Genomic DNA, 19499 nt, shown 5'->3' with positions numbered 1-19499 from the left:
GCACCCTGTTCAGGAAACGGCCAAGGTCCTTTTCAGAAACCGCACTTAACTTCACCCGCGTTCTGGCGAACGCAGCTACGGGAAGAAGAACAAACGCATCTCGAATGCGCATCTTTCAGGCGCATCGTAGCTGGCTTCGCCTAGAAGCCGGTGGTGTGTTGGGAAGGTTTGCTGTTACGCCACGAGCACTGCTGGACAAGCCAGCAGTGGCACCCGTTTCAGGAAACGGCCAAGGTCCTTTTCAGAAACCGCACCTAACTTCACCCGCGTTCAGCCGATCTAGCTGTCTTCGTGAGCTGAACCTTCAACGGGCTCAAGTTGTAACAGTCGCAGAAGGGCAGCTCGCAGCTCACGGACCTTTAATGGCATCGCAATAATCTCGCGGTGCGGCCCCTTCTTCGCTTGAGCTATAATGTGTTGCTGTCGTTCATCGGCTAGCAATAACATGGGCATGTCTTTCGTATGATTCAGCTCGCCCAAGTGATTGTAAAAATCAACCGCATCATTCCCCAAGTTAATTGCGCTAACCAAAACACAATCCGCTGGCAGTTCGTCACCGTCGCTGAAACGCGACATCGCACGCTGTGGGTCACCAAAGACAAGCACACGGTATCCACGCGATTTGAGCTTCTCACGCAACAAGTTTTGCATCTCGACTCGCGTTTCGACAATCATGATCGTCTTGCCGTCTCCTTCGCGAACAGCTTCCATCTCCGCCGCTGTAGCAGCCTGAAGTTGTTCGACACTCGCCTCGCCGCCAGCCTCGATCAATTCCATTGCCTTTTCTACGTCACGCAACATGGCTGCCGGAGTTTGGTAGCGTTTCTCCGGATCAAACTCGAGCGCTTTCGAGGTGATCATCATTACCGACTGTGGCAGGTCGGGCACAACGGATCCGATGGGAGGGATTTCGCGAAGTCGGCTAACATTCAATCGCGCCATTCGATCTCGAGTTTCGGTCAGAGGAGCAATGCCTGACAAAATGTTGTACATGATCGCTCCGACGAAGAAGAGATCGCTGCGAGGATCTCCCTTCTTGACGCCTGTACCTCGTTCGAGCGCGGCGTAGTCAATCGCCCGCGCACTGGGGCAGTCGGCGATCGCTTCGTTGCTGGACGTATCGGCCATGGCAGCAAGTCCAAAGTCCACCAGCTTGCAACGACCCGTAAAGTTCACTAGCACGTTGGAGAGCTTCAAATCGCGGTGCGTCACACCCTGTGACAGTGCAAAGTCAAGGCCCATGCAAATATCACGCATGACCTTCAAGCCCTCCAGCGGTTCAAACTTGCCGCGGATCTTCAAGATCTGCCGTAGTGTTTCTCCTTCAACAAACTCCATAACAAGATATGGGGTACGAGGATCATTCTCGATTTCAAAAATGGAGACAATATTGGGATGCCGTAACTTTAGGCCCATGCGGCCTTCTCGCAAAAACTGCTCGATTTGCTTAATCTCGTTGCGATGCCGACGCCGCAACACTTTGACGGCCACAACGCGACCAGTTTTGATGTTTACCGCACGAAACACTCGAGCAAACGTACCAGCCCCAATAAGATAAAGAACTTTGTACGGACCGTAAAAGTAACCAAGACGCTCACCGGTCAAAGCACGGTCGAGCTGAAAGTTGGTCACGAGCTCTTTGCGGAGGACTAACGACTTGAATTCCTCAAGTTCGTCGTCGACATTGCGTCGCATCTCTGACCAAGCTTGTTCGATACGTTGCTGCTCGACCAAGTTCAAGTCGACAAGTCGCTGGGCTAAGCTTTGGGCAGTAAATTCCATCGGTCTCGAAGAGGGCTGGAGTCACGGTGGCAAACTGGGATTGTTGCAAAAAAACTTCAACAAACTGCCATACTCAAGTGTATTGTATCGCGGTCAAAATGACCGAAATGACTATACTATCTTATTCAAAACTTTTCGAATTTGCACCCGAAAGTTGCCGGTTGGTGCAGGTCGTCCTTCTAATTCAGGCGTTTTCGGGCCGCTAACGAAAAAGCCGACCAAGCCGTGGAGGTTCAATCCAGCTTGGTCGGCTCAAATTAATGTCTCGCTATACTTCGCAGAAAGAGTGGCGACTCGACCTGGAAAGCTTGTGGCGAACATCGAACAAACACCATTTTAATTACGTCCTGCAATTTCCAAATAGTCGAGTCTCTCCGAAACCCGATCCAGCATCCACGGAAGACGCTGCTGCGTGAGATCCGCTGCCTCTGATTAGAACATGTCGTCTTCGCTAGGCGGATTGTTGTCGTCTTCAAAGTTGAAGGTTTTCAGTTGGTCGCGATACGAATCACGTTCACGGCGGGTCGCTTCCAAGTCGAACACGAGATACTTCATATCCAACCGCAGTTGGCCAAGAGCCTCTTGGACAAGCTGCAGGATTTTGCGACGGCGATTAGTGCTGTCCACAACGCGTTGGAACGATGGCAGCAAAGTGACTCGTTGTGCTGCAGGAAGTGCATCAATTGCCTTTTGGAGATCCGCCAATTCGACTGGTGTTTCGTTTGCGAAGGCTTCGTTGGTCTTTGCTGCGGCGCTCATAGGTTCTTCTCCAGTAGACGTTTTCGATGCTTGGTGGTGATGAGCTTTTTCATCAACTTAGATAGCACTAGTCTAAATGCATCTGCAGTGCCAATGCTCGGTGGCACAGCTAACAATCGTACCTAAGTAGCGTAAAGTCAAGCAGTTAGAGTTCTCAACGCAATCGCTACAGATTTTCTGGCCGTTTCATCTTGTTGAAAAAACGCAACGTGATCGCTGTTGATCCAAGTGCGTAACTTCTGTTATTTAAGGACGTTGCGTCTCAAAAAGCGGCGTTTTAGTCAATGATGCAACAACGCCTCATCGAACTTAAAAAAAAGACTCCAATTTCCGTTTAAGCCGATTGGACTCGTTTTGCCGGCTTGCGAGACACTTCGACAATTCGCATTTCCCTCCCTGACACTCTGAAATCTGGTTCTCAGCTCAAAAAATTCGCTTCAAGAATTCCTTTAAGGCATATTCTGGCATGTCGTCACGGCTTACCTCAGCATCAAATGTTGCCAAAATGCAACACGAGAGTTGGCGTGTCACATTCGCCGGACGACTGTTCTGCTTTTGCATCACGTTTGTGATCTTCGGTATATCCAATTCGGCTTTCGGTCAGGTTCGGGACGGATTCGAAAACGGAACTCCGCGGCTGCAGCTTTGGCAAACAGACGCTGACGCCGAGATAACGAGCCAGGAAATGACAACCGTGATGCCCTACACCGGTATTTCCAGTGAGGCAGTCGAAGTCAACTCGGGCAGTGGCAGTTACATTCGCTTGATCTATCCGATCCAACCCGCTGCTTTGATCCCGGAGCTTTCCAGCGACGCATACCTGCGAGCGGCCTCCAGCGGGCTTCGTATCGGCTTCCGAATCATCCTTCCCCGCTCCGTTCATCCAGCAACCGGGCAAGCGGCAACGCTCGTCGTACTAGGGGAAGCGAACGAGGGGCGAGGGCGCTGGTCGCGAATCCAGATTACGAACATCCTATCCGAGTACGAAAAACAGTTGCGTGTTCTTAGCAGCAACCTCGGCTATCGCCCGGATGCATCCAATGCCTATGTCGACGCGGTTGTCTTTGACGTCTACAACGGCCCGGGCTCAACCCGCTTCCAAATCGACGACCTTGCAGTCGACAATATTGTCAGCCCTGCCGTTAATGTCGACACTGATATTTCCGGCAGCCCGACTTTAATTGTCGATGCAGCACCTTCGGAACTGGACCTGCAAACTCAACTGTATCGAATGCAGAGATCGCTGCCGCGTTGGATTCAATATCGCGGTGAAGGCCCCGAGTGGCTTTCGACTTTGGGCTTCAATGGTATTCTCGTCGATGATGAATACTCGCCCGATCTCCTTGAGCTCGCTTCCAACGCGAGGTTAACGACTATCGTGCCGCCTCCCTCGAACCCGGTTCTCGCGCAAGACCTGTTGAAAGAACGCTCGATCGTAAGCTGGTATCTTTCGGCCGCATCGGATTTCTCCGATCTCGAACGTGTAAAGAAACTATCGGTTGATTCGAGCCGATTGCCCTCCCAGCTCAATCGGCCTCGGTTTGTCGAAGCCATGGAATCGCATGCAATCTACAGCCGCATGGCCGAAGTAGTTGCACTGCCCATTCCACTTCCTACAACGATCAACTCCCGCGATGAAGCGGACCGGATACTCTCAAGCCAACTGGCACAGGTGACCGGTCGATCGTTGCCCATCGCGTCATTGGTACATGAAGCTCCAAGTTCGTGGCTTGTTCAATCAGCGGTTGCTCGCCACGTAATCGGGCGAATGACCAACAATTATGCCGCCGCCAACGCCAGCACAGACCTGCTCCAAGCGAGACTGAGCGTCGTCCGCGCAGTCAGCGTGGGCATGAAAGGCGTACTTTATCGCTCAACCACGCCGCTTGATACCGGTCGCGAACAAGAACTCGCTCGAGCTCGCTCCATGCAAGCTATCAACGCAGAACTGGAGATGATTTTGCCGTGGATTGAGAGCGGTCAATCTCCGCAACCCATCAGTAATCTTAGCAACGGATTGTACAAGGGCACATCAATTTCCACCGATCGTTCGTCCTTGATCATTCTCTCAACCAACGGTCCATACGATCAAATAGCCGCCGTCAGTCCTCAGGATACTTCCGTTTCATTCATTCTCCCTAGAAAAAACACGAGTGAGCGAGCTTACCGCATTTCGCACGGTGCAATTGAATCTTTGCCTCTCTCCCCGCGCCCCGAAGGCTGGGGAATTCAAATGCGCGAGCCATCGGTCGTAGAATATATCGTCGTCGCCAGCGACGGATCTGTCGTGCAGTATCTGCAAGCGGCAGCAGCGCGGTACGCAAGCCAAGTCGTGGACAATCGTCTGGAAACGGCGTCGCAACAGCTAGTTCTGGCTCAGCGTGTCTTCCACAACGAAGGCATAAACCCGAGCGACCCACGCTGGCTTTCACTACAACGCGCTGAAGCAGCCATGCGGGCCGCAGCAACCTACCAGTCACGTGGCAACATCGCAGGTGCCATTCAGCAAACGGAGCTAGCACTGAACCTAAGCATTGCTGAAGTAAGAAGTAGCTGGCTACGTGCCTTGGCCGAGTTCGACGACCCACGTTCGACGGTGTTCCTCTGCAGCGCACTCAGCCTGCCGGAACACTGGCAGATCAACAGCCTAACACAGGGACGGAGTTGGGAACAACACGCTATGCCGGTCGGCACCATGGCCGATTTGCCGACCATGGTCGCTGCGGGTTGGACCCATGACGTTCGACACACCGAACGCGTAAAACACAAATTTGAAATTGTCGAAGGAGCGGGAGAAGATGCGAGCGCCGCCCTGGTCGTTTCCGCGCACAGCATTGGTGGCGAAATCCTTCCCGGAGGTTTTGCCGGCTCGACCATGCTCGTCCGCAGCCCAGAGGTCAGTGTGCCGGATGGTCGGCTAGCCAGAATAGCTGGCCGGGTAAAAATTGATCGAGCCAGCAATGAACCATTGGCCGGAGTGCTCTTCTACGATTCAGGCTCAGTCGGCGGTTCCGCCTTAGGGCAACCGATTTCCGCTTCGCCAGCCAACATCGGAAAATGGCAATCCTTTGAACTTTATCGATTGGTCGTTCCAGGTCGACCGCTGCAGCTTTACATAGAAATTCGCGGAGATGTGGCCGCTACGATCGACAATATTACAATTGATTCAATTGTCGTGTCACCGACTTCAAACTACGAGACGATGCCGGTCAGCCAGCGTCCATGACGAACGGTTCGAGTCTAAGCGGATTGTTGCCGCTTGAGGTACTCGAGGTAGTCGCCCACGTTTGCAAAGACCGAGCCGTCGAAATCGACGCTCTCGTATCCAATTGGAGGTGCGAGCGAGTAGATCTGTTGCGTCGACGCAGCAACACCAGCAGACGTTGGTAGATCCGCTGCGACAGGCGTTACTTGCAGCTTTAACAACCCTTTGCTCTCGGGATTCGCTGCCAATTCTCCTTCACCTCCAGAGCCCGGACCGCCACCGCTGCCCGATCCCGAACTGCTACCGATGCCTTTGCGATGATTGCGATTGATATAGTTGATAATCACCAAAATATCCAAAGGCGTTAGACTCCGATCGCCGTTCGTATCGACGAACTGATAACTTCCCGCTGGCGGTGGTCCGTGCAGGCGACCAATACCTTTGGAGTTCAACGCGTTGATAACCGCCAGTGCATCCAGCGTGTCAATGCGGCCATCGTCGTTGACATCCAACGGCTGAGACTGGTTTTGGAAAGGCGGAGGAGCTTGCAGCACGTCAATTGAGAGCGCGGTTTCAATCGAATCGCCACCTTGAACCGACGTCGCAGTCAATTGGATATCCAATCGATTTCCTTCGTGCGTATCTAAATAAGCACCACTTTGCAGACGCAGGTTATTTGCAGCGTCTATCGTAAACCTTGGGTCGGATACCTCCCACTCGAATTGCTCGTTCGCGTCTTCATCGATCACACGCAAACTCCCAAAGCGATGGCCTCGCCTAAACTCTTCGACTTGCAAGCTGCCCGTAAATTGCACAGCTGTCGAGGGGTCGTTCTGGTCGCTAACAACCAACTCGTGCGAAACCGTTAGTTCGCGAGCGTTGTTGGGTTCGCCTTCAAGCGTCACATGGACTGTGTATCGATTTCGGGCCTCAAAATTAAAGGCGTAGTTGGGCAGCAACCGAATTTCGCCTTCGTTTTCGCCCAGTTCAATGAACGTCAAGATCTCACTGGGTGACAGTTGAAAAACAGGCGTGCCTCCGTCGATGTCATCGATGCGGTAGGTCCCGACCAACGCACCTGGCTCGTTTTCAGGAACTGCCGCAACGAAGTTTACGTGCAACGCTGTTGGTCGATCATCGACTCCCGCGACATGCAGTTCCACAGTCAGCGGTTCCGACCAATCCTGGCCGTCATACGCATGAATCACAATTAAATCGGTGCCAAAAAAATCAGCCTGCGGAATATAGGTCCCGCCAGCATTCGTCGACCACGATAATTCGCCGGAGGAAGGGGGTTGGGTCAGGAAGTAGAAAACTTGATCGTCATCCGAACCCACCGCAAAACTGCGCAGCGTGGCCACACTTACATCAATCGTAGCGTCTTCTATGCCATGCAACGCGACGAGTTCGCTTTGCCAAAGTGGAGCTACATTATCGGGTCGCGCTGTAACCGCCAATTCGAGCTCGAGCAGTTCGTCGTGATCAGAAAACTCGACTTCGAGATTTGCACCGCTCTGGCCCAAGACAGAAAACTGAAGTTGTCCTAGCGGAAGGTCTGTAAATGAAGCGACGCCACCCTCGCCGGAAATAGCGAACGGCTCTTGATCGCCAAACTCACCGTCATTGTTAAAGTCAGCGAAAACCACACGATTGACGGCGACCACATCGTCCGTGCTCTCGAACGATGCCGAGCCATTTACATCTTCAAAAATGAGAATGTTCAGCCCAGCGAGCAGACGGCGATCTTCCAGACTGTCTATACGTAACGGCCGCAGACGTCGACGTCGCTTTCGATTCGATGTTCCAGAAAGATAACGTTTCGCCATTCGACGATTCAACCAATACAAATGACGGGAGAGGAAACGTAATGAATTCGCGTCGGATACCAAATTTGGTCAAACAAAGCTGAGGCAACTGGCGCGGATGGCAAATAATTGTGCTGCCGATCTGAAAGTCCAAATGCTCCAGACCGCTCAGAATCGGGCAACAAGGTTCTAGCTTAAGCCAAATCATATCGCTCGGGTACTCAATATAACAGACAATTGACTCGAATTTTTGCCAGCGATCAGTATTTTTGGGATCCGCGTTCAGCACTTTTTTCAGCGAAAGTTTCCCCTGTGAGACGAGTTTCCATAGTTCGATTGCGATTTGCAGGGCTGATAGCTCTTTTGCAATCTGACATTGAAGCTAAAAATAGCACTGTGAAAGTTTGCTCCTGTTCGTTGGTCAAAGACTCCACGTTCGGTGCAACTGCAAAAACTGCTGAGACAGTTAGTTTGAAATACCTCCTTCGTTGGTAGAAGAACCGTCTGCCTGGGTTACAAGTATCGGAATGGATATCATCCTCTGTGACTGAAAGCCAGAATTCAAACGCTCGCGAAGATGATCTCGTGCATGTCCTGGGCTACATGCATTTTTCTTCAGGCCGTACAGATCCTAAAATGCTCGCAGCCATGAACCGCTTGTACGGTATGGCATTAAAGTCCGGCTCGAGCACCAATCGCCCTTTCGCGGGAATGCCCGCTTGGCTGACGATACAGCAATGGTTGCAGGATCGGCTGACGCTCCTGGGCGAAACTCAGCCTGCCTTTTTGGAAAACGACCAAGCCTCCAACGTGCTGGAATTGGTTTGGATGGACCTCCTGCCAAGCTTTCTCGATTTTCACCGAGACTTACTCTTCCACCAAGAGCCTGAAGGTCTCTTCAACGGCCTGTTTCTGGGAAAGGCCATCGAGACGATCCTCGCAATTGGCGGTCCGTGGGATGAACGCGGCCGAATTATCCCCGAAGCCATTCGTCGGCTCAATTCCTACGTCGGCTACCGCCCCGTCGCTGTTCTCGAGACCGGACAACTTGAGCCTTATCAAAATGAATGGGTCTGCCCGATTCCGTTGCAGATTCGGGGCGTCGGAGTAGCCGAGGGCCCTTACGAAGCGATCGTGGCTCGCACGTTGAGCGTGATCGAAAAAACAGATCCGGATATTCTTCGAGCCGCCGGTTTCGAATATGAAATGCTCGACGAGCTCGCCTTTGATCCCCGAGCGTATGATTTTGATCATCCGATCAACAAGCGTCCAAACTACCAATTCGGCACCTGGGATTTCCGTTCAGCCGACGAGCACGGATATTATCGCCGCTTTGTAATTCAGCAAGTAACGCTCGATGCACTCCTTGCCCGAGTGGACTCGGAGAAAGACATTCCACGCGAAGAACTTCTCGACGAAGCGGCTACAGTGTTAGCCGGTACAATCTTGATGGCGTCAGGACTGACAAGCTGGGGCCCAGCCGCTTATGATTCCACCGTGACGCTCGTTTCGCTGCTCGCTCCAATCGCCAGTTATCGCGATCGATTTTACTCAGACCAGCTTTCTAAGCTGGACGGCCCGCATGCAACGCGGCTAAAAGCAGAAGAGGCACGCAGGCGGCAACCTTATGGCGGAGCCCGTCAGCACCTGAATTCCTACATGGCTCGCTCTCGTGCATGCCAGCTAGAGCACGTTCAACTCGCTCGACTGTTCGCCAGAATGGGCAGCGCAGATAGTGCCCGCACGGAAACGGACTTCGTCCCAGTTCCATCCGCTCGTTTGGCTTGCCGCATCGACTGCCTGCTAATGAATGGCAAACAGTTGTTACGTGAAGGCAACATGACAGCCGCAGTCAAGCTGCCGGAAGACATAATCGACTTGCTGCATCGCGCCATTGAATGCGGGGCGTTCGTTGACCCGTGGAATGTCCTTGGGTTTGGAGGAAACTTCCCTTATTTCCCAAGCTCCGAAGCGGCATGCGACGATCATCGAATTCGCGAGCTTAACGAATTGCTCGAGCGTATCTCCGCGTTTTTCTCGCGACTGTGGCGAGAGGCGTCGGCTGCGGACAACCAAGAAGTCGCAGAAAAAATCCGCCTCAGCTTCCTTGACCTAGCCAATTGGTGGCATCAATTTGCTACGCACGAATTGTCGGATGTCAACGGCATCAATTTGCTCGACAGCTACCAAAGCGCTGAACTGGTCGCTCGGGCCCTTCGCTTGTGGCACGCCGGCGGCGCCTCCGCTGGCGACGTCCGCTTTTGGGCTGAACACGCCGAACTGTTCGATTCGCCTCGAGCGTATTCGCTTGTCATAGAAGCGCTGCTGGAACGACACGACTACGTCGCTTCCCTAGCCTTGCTGGTCCATTGGCTGGGTGAAGCCAAAAAGACCGGCCTGCGTAGCGGCGAGACTGAATTCGCAGACTTGGCTCAGCACTGGTTCTACCAGATGAATCGGCATTTTTCGAACCAAGTGCCACTTGAGCCCAAACGATTGGGACCGATCGAAGACGACATCGAGTCGGCAGATAGCGATGACGATGAACAAGTCACACAGTCTACCACTAAACAACAGCCAAACCCTGTTGTCGTCGAAGCGCAACTGCAATGCTGGGTGCTGACCAAACGATTTTTTGATTTTGTTGAAGCGAACGCTGAAGAACTTTGGCAGGCTCCAACCTTTCAGCTCGACAATCTGAAAAAGCCTTCTGGCGAAAATCCCGAAGCATCGATCACCAATGAAGACAAAAACAATTGGATGGATCCGAGCGACGACACACCAAGCGGACTAGATACTTTCGAGGCGGCTTACGAAGGCGTTGTTTTCGAAGACAGTACCGACGATGGCGTAGATGGACCAGTTTTTGAAGAGGAAAGCGATTCGCAAGATGAACTGATAGCGGAATCGCGACGCTTGGGCGAGCATCTCGGCTTTCTGGTAGCCATCGCTAAGATGCTGAAGCACGCGGCACTTCAAACTTGCCTAGACCGTCGCAACGTCGGTGATGACAAAGCACAGGTTGACGGGCGAATTGAATCGTTCAAACAATGGTGCATTCAAGCGGGCCAGCATCTGCGCGGATCTTTGGAATTGCTAGAGCAAATCAAACGCTGCCACTTGGCTCGCGGCGGTGCCGACCAAGATTCGATGTCGCGTTACGATCGCAAACGCCTGATCAAAGAATCGTTGTTGGAACGCACAATTCAGGCTTCTGTTGAGATCGCCGATTCGCGCCGCATGCTGCTCGCCGCAATTTTTGCAATCAATTCCAATCGAGTTGACGCGCAAGATGTCTCGATCGAAGACCTCAGCGGGAACGACTTAGATATCGTTGAGCTCTTCTCAAGCTTGCTTGCGGGCAATCGAGCCGCCGTCGACGATCGCTTCAGCACCTTTCTAACCGCGCTCCGACAAGAGAAATTGCTGTACGTTCCCATGGCCCGCGGCGGCGAACCGATAGAAATTTTCCATGTGCGTCTGCGACGACGATCGTTATCGCATCTGCTAATGTGGCTTCCACGCCAAGGTTTCTTCTTGGCGGCATGTCGCCTGATCGAAACCGCTCGGAACATGGAGCACCACAATCCTGTCGGTCCTGGGGCCGTAACCGAATTTGATGAACTGTTCCAAATTGCGTTCATTTCTATGGCACGTGGCGTCGTTAGAAACGCTTACAGTTTCCGACCTAACAACGGCGTGCTTCCCGAGATGGAACTGGAGCATATCGTCGAAAATTCGATCATCGAGCCAGCGATACCGCGTCTATTAGGCTTGATTGAACGCCTTACGGAAGTCCTCCTGCACAGTTGGTTGATGCACTCGCGAACATTGCGGCTTAGCGTACTTGAATTAATCGATTCGGCGACGGCTTGGTCAGAGTTGACGGACTTTGTAAAAACGTACGGGCGAGGAATTTTTACGCAAGGATTTTTGAAGTTAGCGAACGTTCGAGCGATCTTACATCAGGGAGCCGAACCATGGTTGCGACAAGCACTTGAATCGAATGAGACATCGCCTATCAGCCCAATCCTAGACGCAATTCACGACGGTAAGCTTACCATCGAGAACGCGACGAAATGGATCTCGTTGATTCTGGAATCGATCCTCGACCACTACGCCGAATACCGCGACTACAACAGCACGACCACTCAGTCTGATCGTGGCGAGATGATTTATATGCTGTTGGATTTCTTGCGATTGCGGGTCCGGTATGACCGCGTATCGTGGAATTTGCGGCCAGTTTTCTTGGCTCACGAAGTCCTGGTGCGCCATGGCTGTCAACAGACTGCGCAGCAGTGGCGTCGCGCGTTGGCTGAGCGAGTTAGCCGGGAAGCGAATCAGTATCAATCCGAATTAACGCGGTTGCAAGAATTGTATGCCATGCAAATGCCAACGGTGGCAGACCGTTTGGGAGAACGATTTTTGAAGCCCATGAGCATTGGTCGGATGCGAGCTTTGGTTAGGCCTGCGATGAAACAATTGCAGCGGGGCGTTCGAACCGTGTCGTCTTCGTTTGAATTGTTGCTACAAGAAGCTCATTTGATGATGCGTGAACCTTCGGGAGTCGGGTTCGAAGTCCCTGAGTGGTTGCTGGCGTTGCATGAAGAAGTCGATCAAGTCGTCGAAAACCGCTGGTCGCGTACCAAGGATTTAGCCTTCGAACGGGCCGTACCATTCATATTCTTGCGAGCTTCGGAAATTGAAGCCCAGTTCGACGCCTTTGCAAAGCAATCCCGCACCCGCAATTTGCCTTGAGTAGTCTAAAATTGCCCGGATCTGTTCCTGAACAGGGTGCCACTGCTGGCTTCGTAAAAAGGGTACCACTTCTGGCTGCCTAAAACGGGTGCCAATGCTGGCTTGTCCAGCAGTGCTCGTGGCGTCACAGCGAATCTTCCCAACACGTCACCGGCTTCTAGACGAAGCCAGCTACGATGCGCTTGAACGAAGCGCTTGCAACCTCTTCCCGTAGCTGCGTTCGCCTAGAACGCGGGGGGAAGTTCGGTGCGGTTTCTGACAAGGATTTAGGCGTGTTTCCTAAAAAGGGTGCCACTGCTGGCTTGTCCAGCAGTGCTCGTGGCGTCACAGCGAATCGTCCCAACACGTCCCCGGCTTCTAGGCGAAGCCAGCTACGATGCGCTTGAACGAAGCGATTGGACGAGGCACTCGACCATTCACCTTACCACTAATTACTCTCTTCGGCAGCATGGGGATCGTGGGAACATATGGCTATGATACTTGCACCAATGATCATTAAACCCAACGAAGCAGTGTGCAAGAGCCAAGCACTGTCGTTGTGCATGATCGAGCGAATGGTTCCTAGAGAAACGGTCACCAAAGCACCATAAAAAATGCTTTCAGCAATATTCCGAGCAGCAGGAAAACGAGCAGACCTGGCTGCTAGAAGTCCAAACACGGCTGCGAATGGGACGATAACGGGAAAAAGATCAGCCAAGCATTCAAGGTATTCTAAATACATCGTTGCAAACTGCCTCCTTGCAGGTCGCTAGTTGTCGGCCAAACGCCTCGGTCTGAGGCGTACATAAACGAACTATATATTTGACTAGCATCCTTGCCGGTCAATTTTGCGTCAGCATTCATGCTCACGCAGTCGAATTGCCTCAGTGACAAATCATTTGTCAGGTTGGCCGTTCTATTTTTTGGGCGGATTGATCGTTGATTCAATCAACGAATCGATCTCTGGCGAATAGTGAGTCGCAGTGCGAATTACTTTTCCTTCACCATCAATCACAATCGTAACCGGCAACGAGAAGACTCCCAAGCCAACAGCCATTTTGCTGTCGAAAGCACCTTCATCATGAATGTGCGACCATGGAAAATCGTTTCCTTTTTGCTGCAGGAACTTTCGTGCAAGAGCAGCATCAGTGTCAAGGTTGATGCCCACGATTCCAAGTTTTGCCTTCGCATATTTTGCTTGCAGACGTCGCAGTTCCGCCATATCCTTCTTGCAGGGTTCACACCACGTCGCCCAATAGTGCAGAATGTATGGCTGGCCACGCATCTTCTTCGAATCAAAATCACCACCGGCCAGCGTCTTTCCAGTGAAATCCAGCGTTCGGCCTTCGAGATTCAAACGTGCAATTGCACCAGCAGCTTTCTCGCCACTTGCCAAATTCCCATATTGCTCCGCGGTTAGTTTGTACCACTTTTGCGCTTCCTCAAGGTTCAAGGCAAGTTCGGCATTCAAACCAAGTTGAATCATCGCTTCCGCAGTATCATCAGCTCCAGGATACTTTGTCACATAGCCTTCGAGCTGATCTAAGTAGCCTTCCTGGATAGACGCAAAGTTGGCAGTTGAACCGTTCGCAACTTGCGTTGCATATTCCGTTTGGATGATGCGATAGTCGACGTACGACTTTGCCGATTCATCAAGGTCTGCGATCGAGGTGCTGAACTGCTTCATACGCTCGATTCCATTCTCGTATTCACCCGCTTGCACTGCTGCGCTGACGGTATCGGCGAATTGGCGAACCCAGGTTTCTTTGTCGCCGGGGTTTCGTGACTCTTCAACTAGTCCGGCAATCACGTCGGCTCGCTGCGCATTCAGTTCGCTCTTGTCGCCGTTCGCTTGCGCTAGTTGCTTTTCTAGATCTTCAAGTTCCTTCAATAGCCGCTGCGAGGTCGCGCTCAATCCTAAATCGCCGCCGCTGCCAAGCATCCGATTGGCTGTCTCGGGGTTGAAGAACAAACCGGCAGCGGTTAAGACCGTACCGTCGCCGACCAGCCGCGGGACATCGGTCGCTCGCCATTGATTTGTTTCAAGTTGAATTAGGGAACCGATTAGAACTTGTTCAGATTGATTCTTCGTTTCAACGATAGCCATGACGTTCTCGTAGGCGAAAATATCATTCAAAGACCCATCAGTTCCAGCTGGCACAACTCCAGGTTTGTCAGCTCCGAAGTTCATCCAACGAGCAGACGCGTCGATTGCTTTTTGCGATTTTACAAACTTGTCGAACTCTTCTACTGCAAGTGCGACACGTTTGCTCAGTTCTGCAGACTTTTCTTTTCCTAGCCCCAGGGTCTGAATTTCTTCTGGCGTCATGAGGATGCGTGCGAAGCGGTCGGAATTTGATTCGCGGATAGCCGCGACAACTTCCATTGTGACTTCTTCGGCCGAGATTTGCTTCCAACTTTCGATTTGCCCGTCCTCGTTGGTATCGAGCCCCCAGCGAGTGCCGGAAGTACCGAACCAGCGGCACTGGTCCACTTTGCCGTTATAATCGCTATCGAGATCCCGATAGACCTCGACTCCATTGTTAAAGTACGACCACAGATCGATAGCACCATCGCCGTTGGTGTCTGCGAACCATCGCAGGGTTTGGCCGTTGGGGCCGATGATGAAAAGTCCCGGCGATCCGTTTCGCCTATCCCGCTGGCTTGTGCACGCTTCGATTTCGGCTGCGGTGACTTTTTCGTAGGCAACATCTTTTTGCCGCGGTGCGAATTTTAGTCCTTCGACCACTTGGGGACCGGGAGCAGCGTTGGCTAAGCTGGCAAATCCGAAAATTGCAAAAGATGCAGCAATAGATCGTTTAAATAAGTTGACTCGCAAGTGAAAACTCATGCGAACTTAAGCTCCGTGGGAAGTGGTGTTTTGACATTTTCAACTGCCGCCGATGGCAGTTGACAAGACACTTTGGATCGATACCATGTTGAGTCTAACGGAAAGCGAGCTTTCGTTCCTAGGTCATCTCGACACGAGTTGCGGTGAAAGGTAATTAGTGGCTTCCGGTAGTGACGAATGCGCGCGTAGCTCAGCTGGTTAGAGCGCGTCGCTGATAACGACGAGGTCCCTGGTTCGAGTCCAGGCGTGCGCACTCCTACTTTGTAATTGTTCTAGCCGGTTTCGCAACCGTTTGGAATTGGAAGCTCCCATAACTTTGGCGGCGTCTATTTGCGAAATCAGAACCGAAATTTCGCTAACAAAGTAGAAACCTACCTTTGCGTGATCGATAGAGTTTGATATCTTCTTGAACTCTTCGAACCCAAAGGCATCCCACATGCAGTGTGCGGTTGAAATGGTTTGAATAGCGAATCAAACGGGGGTGTAGCTCAGTTGGGAGAGCATCTGCCTTGCACGCAGAGGGTCGCAGGTTCAAGTCCTGTCATCTCCACTTTTTGAAACCGCAGGAACTTTTTGAGCTCGACAAGAGCTTCAAACAGTCCCTGCGGTTTTTTCGTTTTGATCATCAATCGCTTAGCGACCTGCATGACTTTTCCGATGTAGCGGCAGACACTTACGTCCAAGTCAAGGATTGAAACGCAGAGCCGCAGAGAGCACAGAGGTAATGCTTGGCAACCCACGCACTGCGGCCCTTGCGTTTTAAGATCTCTTTGGAATTCTAAGATCCGACTTCGACGGCTTACTGGTAGCAATCAAACGCATGTTTTATTCCGAGCGTAACTCTGAATCTCATCTGGCCTTGCCTAGGTCAAGACTTCAATGACATTTCTTTACATGGGGGCAGACCGTGGGGGTATTTGACAAGAGTTCGCCTCTTTTTCTAGCGGTGCTGTCGACATTGAGAACGAAGTCGGACTGATAGCGTCGCAAGTAAACAACATTTCGCTCGCGACAACTGTTCTTCAATCCAGCGTCGTGGAATGTGACTTGAGTATCGACTATGCTAAACATAGCTGGATAAACCAAGGCGCGTGGAAGCTGAATATCCTTGGCATGCTTCATAGATCCGTCGCGGTTCGATCCTAGGGTAATCGTCAAACTCCTACGAAGTACCTTGCCTGTTGTGCCTCGAAGAGCACAAAAGCATGTTTCAAATTTGCACACGTGTTCTTTAAGCAGTATCGGGGGCGGTCAGATGTGGCAGTTCGTAACGGGTTACCATCGTCTTAAAGCTCTTCTCTTTTGTTGGTGCTTTTTCTGCGCACCTATTTGTATATGCGATTTAATTGCTCAGTCCTCTGTTACCGATGCTAAGAAAGCAGTGATTAGGAGCTATGACGTTTCGGATATCACCATTTACTACACAATACCGATGTCATCGTATGGCATCCTCAAGAATGATTCACCGCCCGATGAGAGAGTCTCCGAAGCAAAGATTCTAGAGAATGCGAGGACTAGAATTCCTGAGTTCACCTCATATTTTGACGCTTACTACAAATTATTTGGCCATAGCGAATTCCCCTATAACTTCATACTCAAGTCCATCTCGGTCATAAAACACGATAAATGGAGGTACGAAGTGGTGTTCTACTTGTGGTACGAAAATGCCACTTTTTTAAGGCCACCTGATGAGCTTGGAATGATTTTTGAACTTGATGGTAGTTTCATTGAACCGTCGATTTACATGGGCAATACTTTTTGGGGCAATGCCTACGAGACGATGGATGCTCCGCGTTCTATGTTGGTACGCTATGGTGTTAGAAATGCGTTGACTCTCACAAAGAAGAACGCTGAAGACTCCAGGAGTTCCGATGTTGATTTTGAGACGGTGCGAAGCCAGCTCGAAAAATCTCTCAGGGAACTCAAAAACGAACAGGATGAGAATCAAATCGAATATTACTTCGTTAAGGTCGAGAAAGTGCAGTTTGGAAAATATGGGGATTTCTACGTGATGATTTTTACATCGAATCAAAACGGGCCCCTGAATGAATCGGAACGCCGCGAGTTTCTAGAATCACTGCCCTCCAACTATGATAAGCATTTTTTGTTTGTCGGTCCTGTCGGCACCGTAGACCTAGAGACCGTATACGAGTTGGTTGAGTAGTTCTAACTATATGTCAGGTAGTGCCAAATTGGACGATTCTTCGCCACACGGTGCAGATCATGCCGATGTTCCAATACAGCTCGACTTTGTTTCGAGTAGTGCGGTCCAAATTGAAAACCAAGTCGGACTATTAGCAACGCTCGCATAAAAATCGCTCCTCGACTCAGCGTCGTGGAATGTGACTTGAGTATCGACTATGCTAAATAGAACCAGGCAATACAAAACTCACCAAAGTCAGTCTAAAACTACTATTGCCTGACGGCTGAAATCACTGTTCTCAACCTCAAGTCTTTTGTGCTCGTGCCATGCGTAAATTCAAGTTTACCATCTTGGGTTTTCTCATCGCGACAACGATCGCCGCGCTAATTACACACGTGGGAATTCAGTCTCAGACTCGCACGCCTCGCCCTTATTTAACGGCGGAACAAATCAAACGAGGTTGCACTGGAGGTGAAGTTTGGGTAACAGAAGTCGATCCTGATATACCAGGACCATATCGCTATGCGGGTGATGATTGGACCGCTTCCTTACCAATGCAAACTTCTCCGGGATCTGACGTCAGAATGCGCACAAAGGCTGGAAACCAGCTTCGAAATATTGAATATCCTGGACGGATGGGTATAGCACATATCGTCATTTTCCTTGAGAACACCGAAGATAAACCAACCTACATGATACTTAGCAGGGCAGTGATTTCGGTAGAATCAAGCCATATCGTCCTGGAAGAGTAGTTCTTAGCAGTAACTGAATCCATCTAGGGGTTAAGCTAGGTTGCGACTCTCGGAACGCATTTTCCGAGAAAGCGTACTTTGCGAAAGTGTTGGTTAGGTTCGACCTCTATCCTCGTTTATCAAAGGTTCCTGACGGAGTCATGCGCTCAACGCCTAGGCTTTGTTGGCAGAAGAATGAAGGCAGAAGAATTAATTTCTCAGAAAACTCTAACGCCGTCAAACTTGTGGCGTTAGCACGCGTTCTCGGTCCAATCAATCCGTTGACTTTGTAATAACATAGCGGTGACTGCTCGATTCACATGTACGCGCCAAAACCCATTACAATTGCTGCCTTCATTCTTCTGCCTTCCTCTGTCCAAGTTTCGTTCTAGAAAAACTCGTCTCCAATAGCTTAAGCGGCTTCGTCCAGCCCAGATTCCTTGGTCGTGCGTACGACATGAAGAAATGCGAACAGCCCTACTGAGGCCATCCCGAAGCCGAGAAAAGCGTACAAGTAGTTGCTTTCGCGATACCCCAACACTCCGCAGACCAAAAACATAACCATGGAAACAAGGTGAAGCGGCAAGCTCGTTTTACTAACGCTAAAGTCGTGAAATCGCTTGCAGACCGCCGGTGCGAACCGAAGCGCTATGGCCCCACAAATGGCTCCGACGACAACGTAAAATACTAACTCAAGAGGCTGAAGGAACATGGCTTTCTCCCTGGATGTAGAATTTACCGTAACCGGCAGTTGCGAACTGCACTGCCAAAAACCGGAGTGGACATCAGCGTGTGACGTTCGCTTACCATGTACCTAAGCGAGAAGCTGATACCAGTGTTACAATCTTCGTAAAACAAATTGGTTCGACGTCGCAGCCAATTAGTATTCTGACATAGGCCCATAATTTGACTGAGATGGGATCAGCCGAGTTGCAGGTTGCGTTGGTCAAGACAGTAGACTACCGCAAAAGAAACACGAATCTCGGGAACCTTGCTACCTGCCGCAGAACCTGCAGTGCAACGCGTAGCGCCCGGTACGTGATGCATCGCGAAGCGTCAGCACATTGCCGCATCGAGAGCAAAACTCTTCTTCGCCTTCCGTATTGTGAAGTGGTTTGGCGGCACATACTACGCATAGCTCTGTGGTTGGAAGAGCCGCAATCCTCTCTCTCGCAATCGGTTTCTTACAGCTGCGACATTTTTTGGTACCGCCCCATGCAGCATCATCATCTTCGAGCTCTTGTTCTGCCTTTGCAACGTCAATACGCAGACTCCCAGCACTTTGGCAGGTCGGGCAGGCAAGAGCAGCGAAAAGATCGTCGAACATCGCTTGGACCAACGGATTGGACGGATCTCCAACCTTCAGTAGATGTCCCGCAGATTGCAGCAGTCGCAGACGTACTTGCGCGTCCGCGATTGCTCCAAATAGGCATTTCACGCAACTTATTTTTTGGATCCCAATCATTCAGTCCCACATCAGATTTTG

The 19499-nt window shown here is 51.2% G+C and carries 11 protein-coding genes and 2 tRNA genes; 6 read left to right on the top strand and 7 right to left on the bottom strand.

Going from position 1 to position 19499, the window contains the following annotated elements:
- Positions 1-279: 279 nt before the first annotated feature.
- Complete coding sequence (locus SH451x_RS07555) at positions 280-1782, bottom strand: protein kinase domain-containing protein (protein ID WP_479361836.1); 1503 nt, start codon at positions 1780-1782, stop codon at positions 280-282.
- Positions 1783-2214: 432 nt separating this feature from the next.
- Complete coding sequence (locus SH451x_RS07550) at positions 2215-2541, bottom strand: transcriptional regulator (RefSeq protein WP_479361835.1); 327 nt, start codon at positions 2539-2541, stop codon at positions 2215-2217.
- Positions 2542-3007: 466 nt separating this feature from the next.
- Here SH451x_RS07550 and SH451x_RS07545 point away from each other — a divergent pair, with 466 nt between their 5' ends.
- Positions 3008-5767 carry a hypothetical protein gene (locus tag SH451x_RS07545; RefSeq protein WP_479361834.1) on the top strand — a complete coding sequence of 920 codons (2760 nt, stop codon included), beginning with the start codon at positions 3008-3010 and terminating at the stop codon, positions 5765-5767.
- 14 nt (positions 5768-5781) lie between these two features.
- Here SH451x_RS07545 and SH451x_RS07540 read toward each other — a convergent pair whose 3' ends face one another.
- Positions 5782-7572, bottom strand: coding sequence for a dockerin type I domain-containing protein (locus SH451x_RS07540; protein ID WP_479361833.1), 1791 nt, complete (start codon positions 7570-7572; stop codon positions 5782-5784).
- A 522-nt stretch (positions 7573-8094) separates the two neighbouring features.
- Here SH451x_RS07540 and SH451x_RS07535 point away from each other — a divergent pair.
- A complete protein-coding gene (locus SH451x_RS07535) occupies positions 8095-12309 on the top strand; it encodes a hypothetical protein (protein WP_479361832.1) in 4215 nt (1404 codons plus the stop codon).
- 427 nt (positions 12310-12736) lie between these two features.
- Here the strand turns inward: SH451x_RS07535 and SH451x_RS07530 are convergent, their stop codons facing one another.
- Complete coding sequence (locus tag SH451x_RS07530; protein WP_479361831.1) at positions 12737-13030, bottom strand: hypothetical protein; 294 nt, start codon at positions 13028-13030, stop codon at positions 12737-12739.
- 174 nt (positions 13031-13204) lie between these two features.
- Positions 13205-15139 carry a TlpA disulfide reductase family protein gene (locus tag SH451x_RS07525; protein WP_479361830.1) on the bottom strand — a complete coding sequence of 645 codons (1935 nt, stop codon included), beginning with the start codon at positions 15137-15139 and terminating at the stop codon, positions 13205-13207.
- Between the two features lie 179 nt (positions 15140-15318).
- On the opposite strand from SH451x_RS07525, the gene SH451x_RS07520 reads away from it, so the two are divergent.
- The 4 genes from SH451x_RS07520 to SH451x_RS07505 all read left to right on the top strand — a co-directional run bounded on the left by SH451x_RS07520 (position 15319) and on the right by SH451x_RS07505 (position 18034).
- Positions 15319-15392 (top strand) — tRNA-Ile (locus tag SH451x_RS07520).
- Positions 15393-15616: 224 nt separating this feature from the next.
- Positions 15617-15689: transfer RNA gene (locus tag SH451x_RS07515), tRNA-Ala, on the top strand.
- Between the two features lie 882 nt (positions 15690-16571).
- Positions 16572-17303 (top strand): hypothetical protein, encoded by a 732-nt coding sequence (locus tag SH451x_RS07510; RefSeq protein ID WP_479361829.1) that lies wholly within the window; start codon positions 16572-16574, stop codon positions 17301-17303.
- A gap of 305 nt (positions 17304-17608) precedes the next feature.
- Positions 17609-18034, top strand: coding sequence for a hypothetical protein (locus SH451x_RS07505; protein WP_479361828.1), 426 nt, complete (start codon positions 17609-17611; stop codon positions 18032-18034).
- A 391-nt stretch (positions 18035-18425) separates the two neighbouring features.
- Here SH451x_RS07505 and SH451x_RS07500 read toward each other — a convergent pair whose 3' ends face one another.
- Together SH451x_RS07500 and SH451x_RS07495 are read right to left on the bottom strand one after the other, a co-directional pair.
- The gene (locus SH451x_RS07500) at positions 18426-18725 is read right to left on the bottom strand and encodes a hypothetical protein (RefSeq protein ID WP_479361827.1); all 300 of its coding nucleotides are present in this window, start codon (positions 18723-18725) and stop codon (positions 18426-18428) included.
- 282 nt (positions 18726-19007) lie between these two features.
- Entirely contained in the window at positions 19008-19451 is a 444-nt protein-coding gene (locus tag SH451x_RS07495) for a TraR/DksA C4-type zinc finger protein (protein ID WP_479361826.1), read from the bottom strand.
- Between the last annotated feature and the right edge of the window lie 48 nt (positions 19452-19499).

The sequence above is a fragment of the Njordella aestuarii genome (genome assembly GCF_056494165.1).
This window is presented reverse-complemented; position numbering and strand designations above follow the sequence as displayed.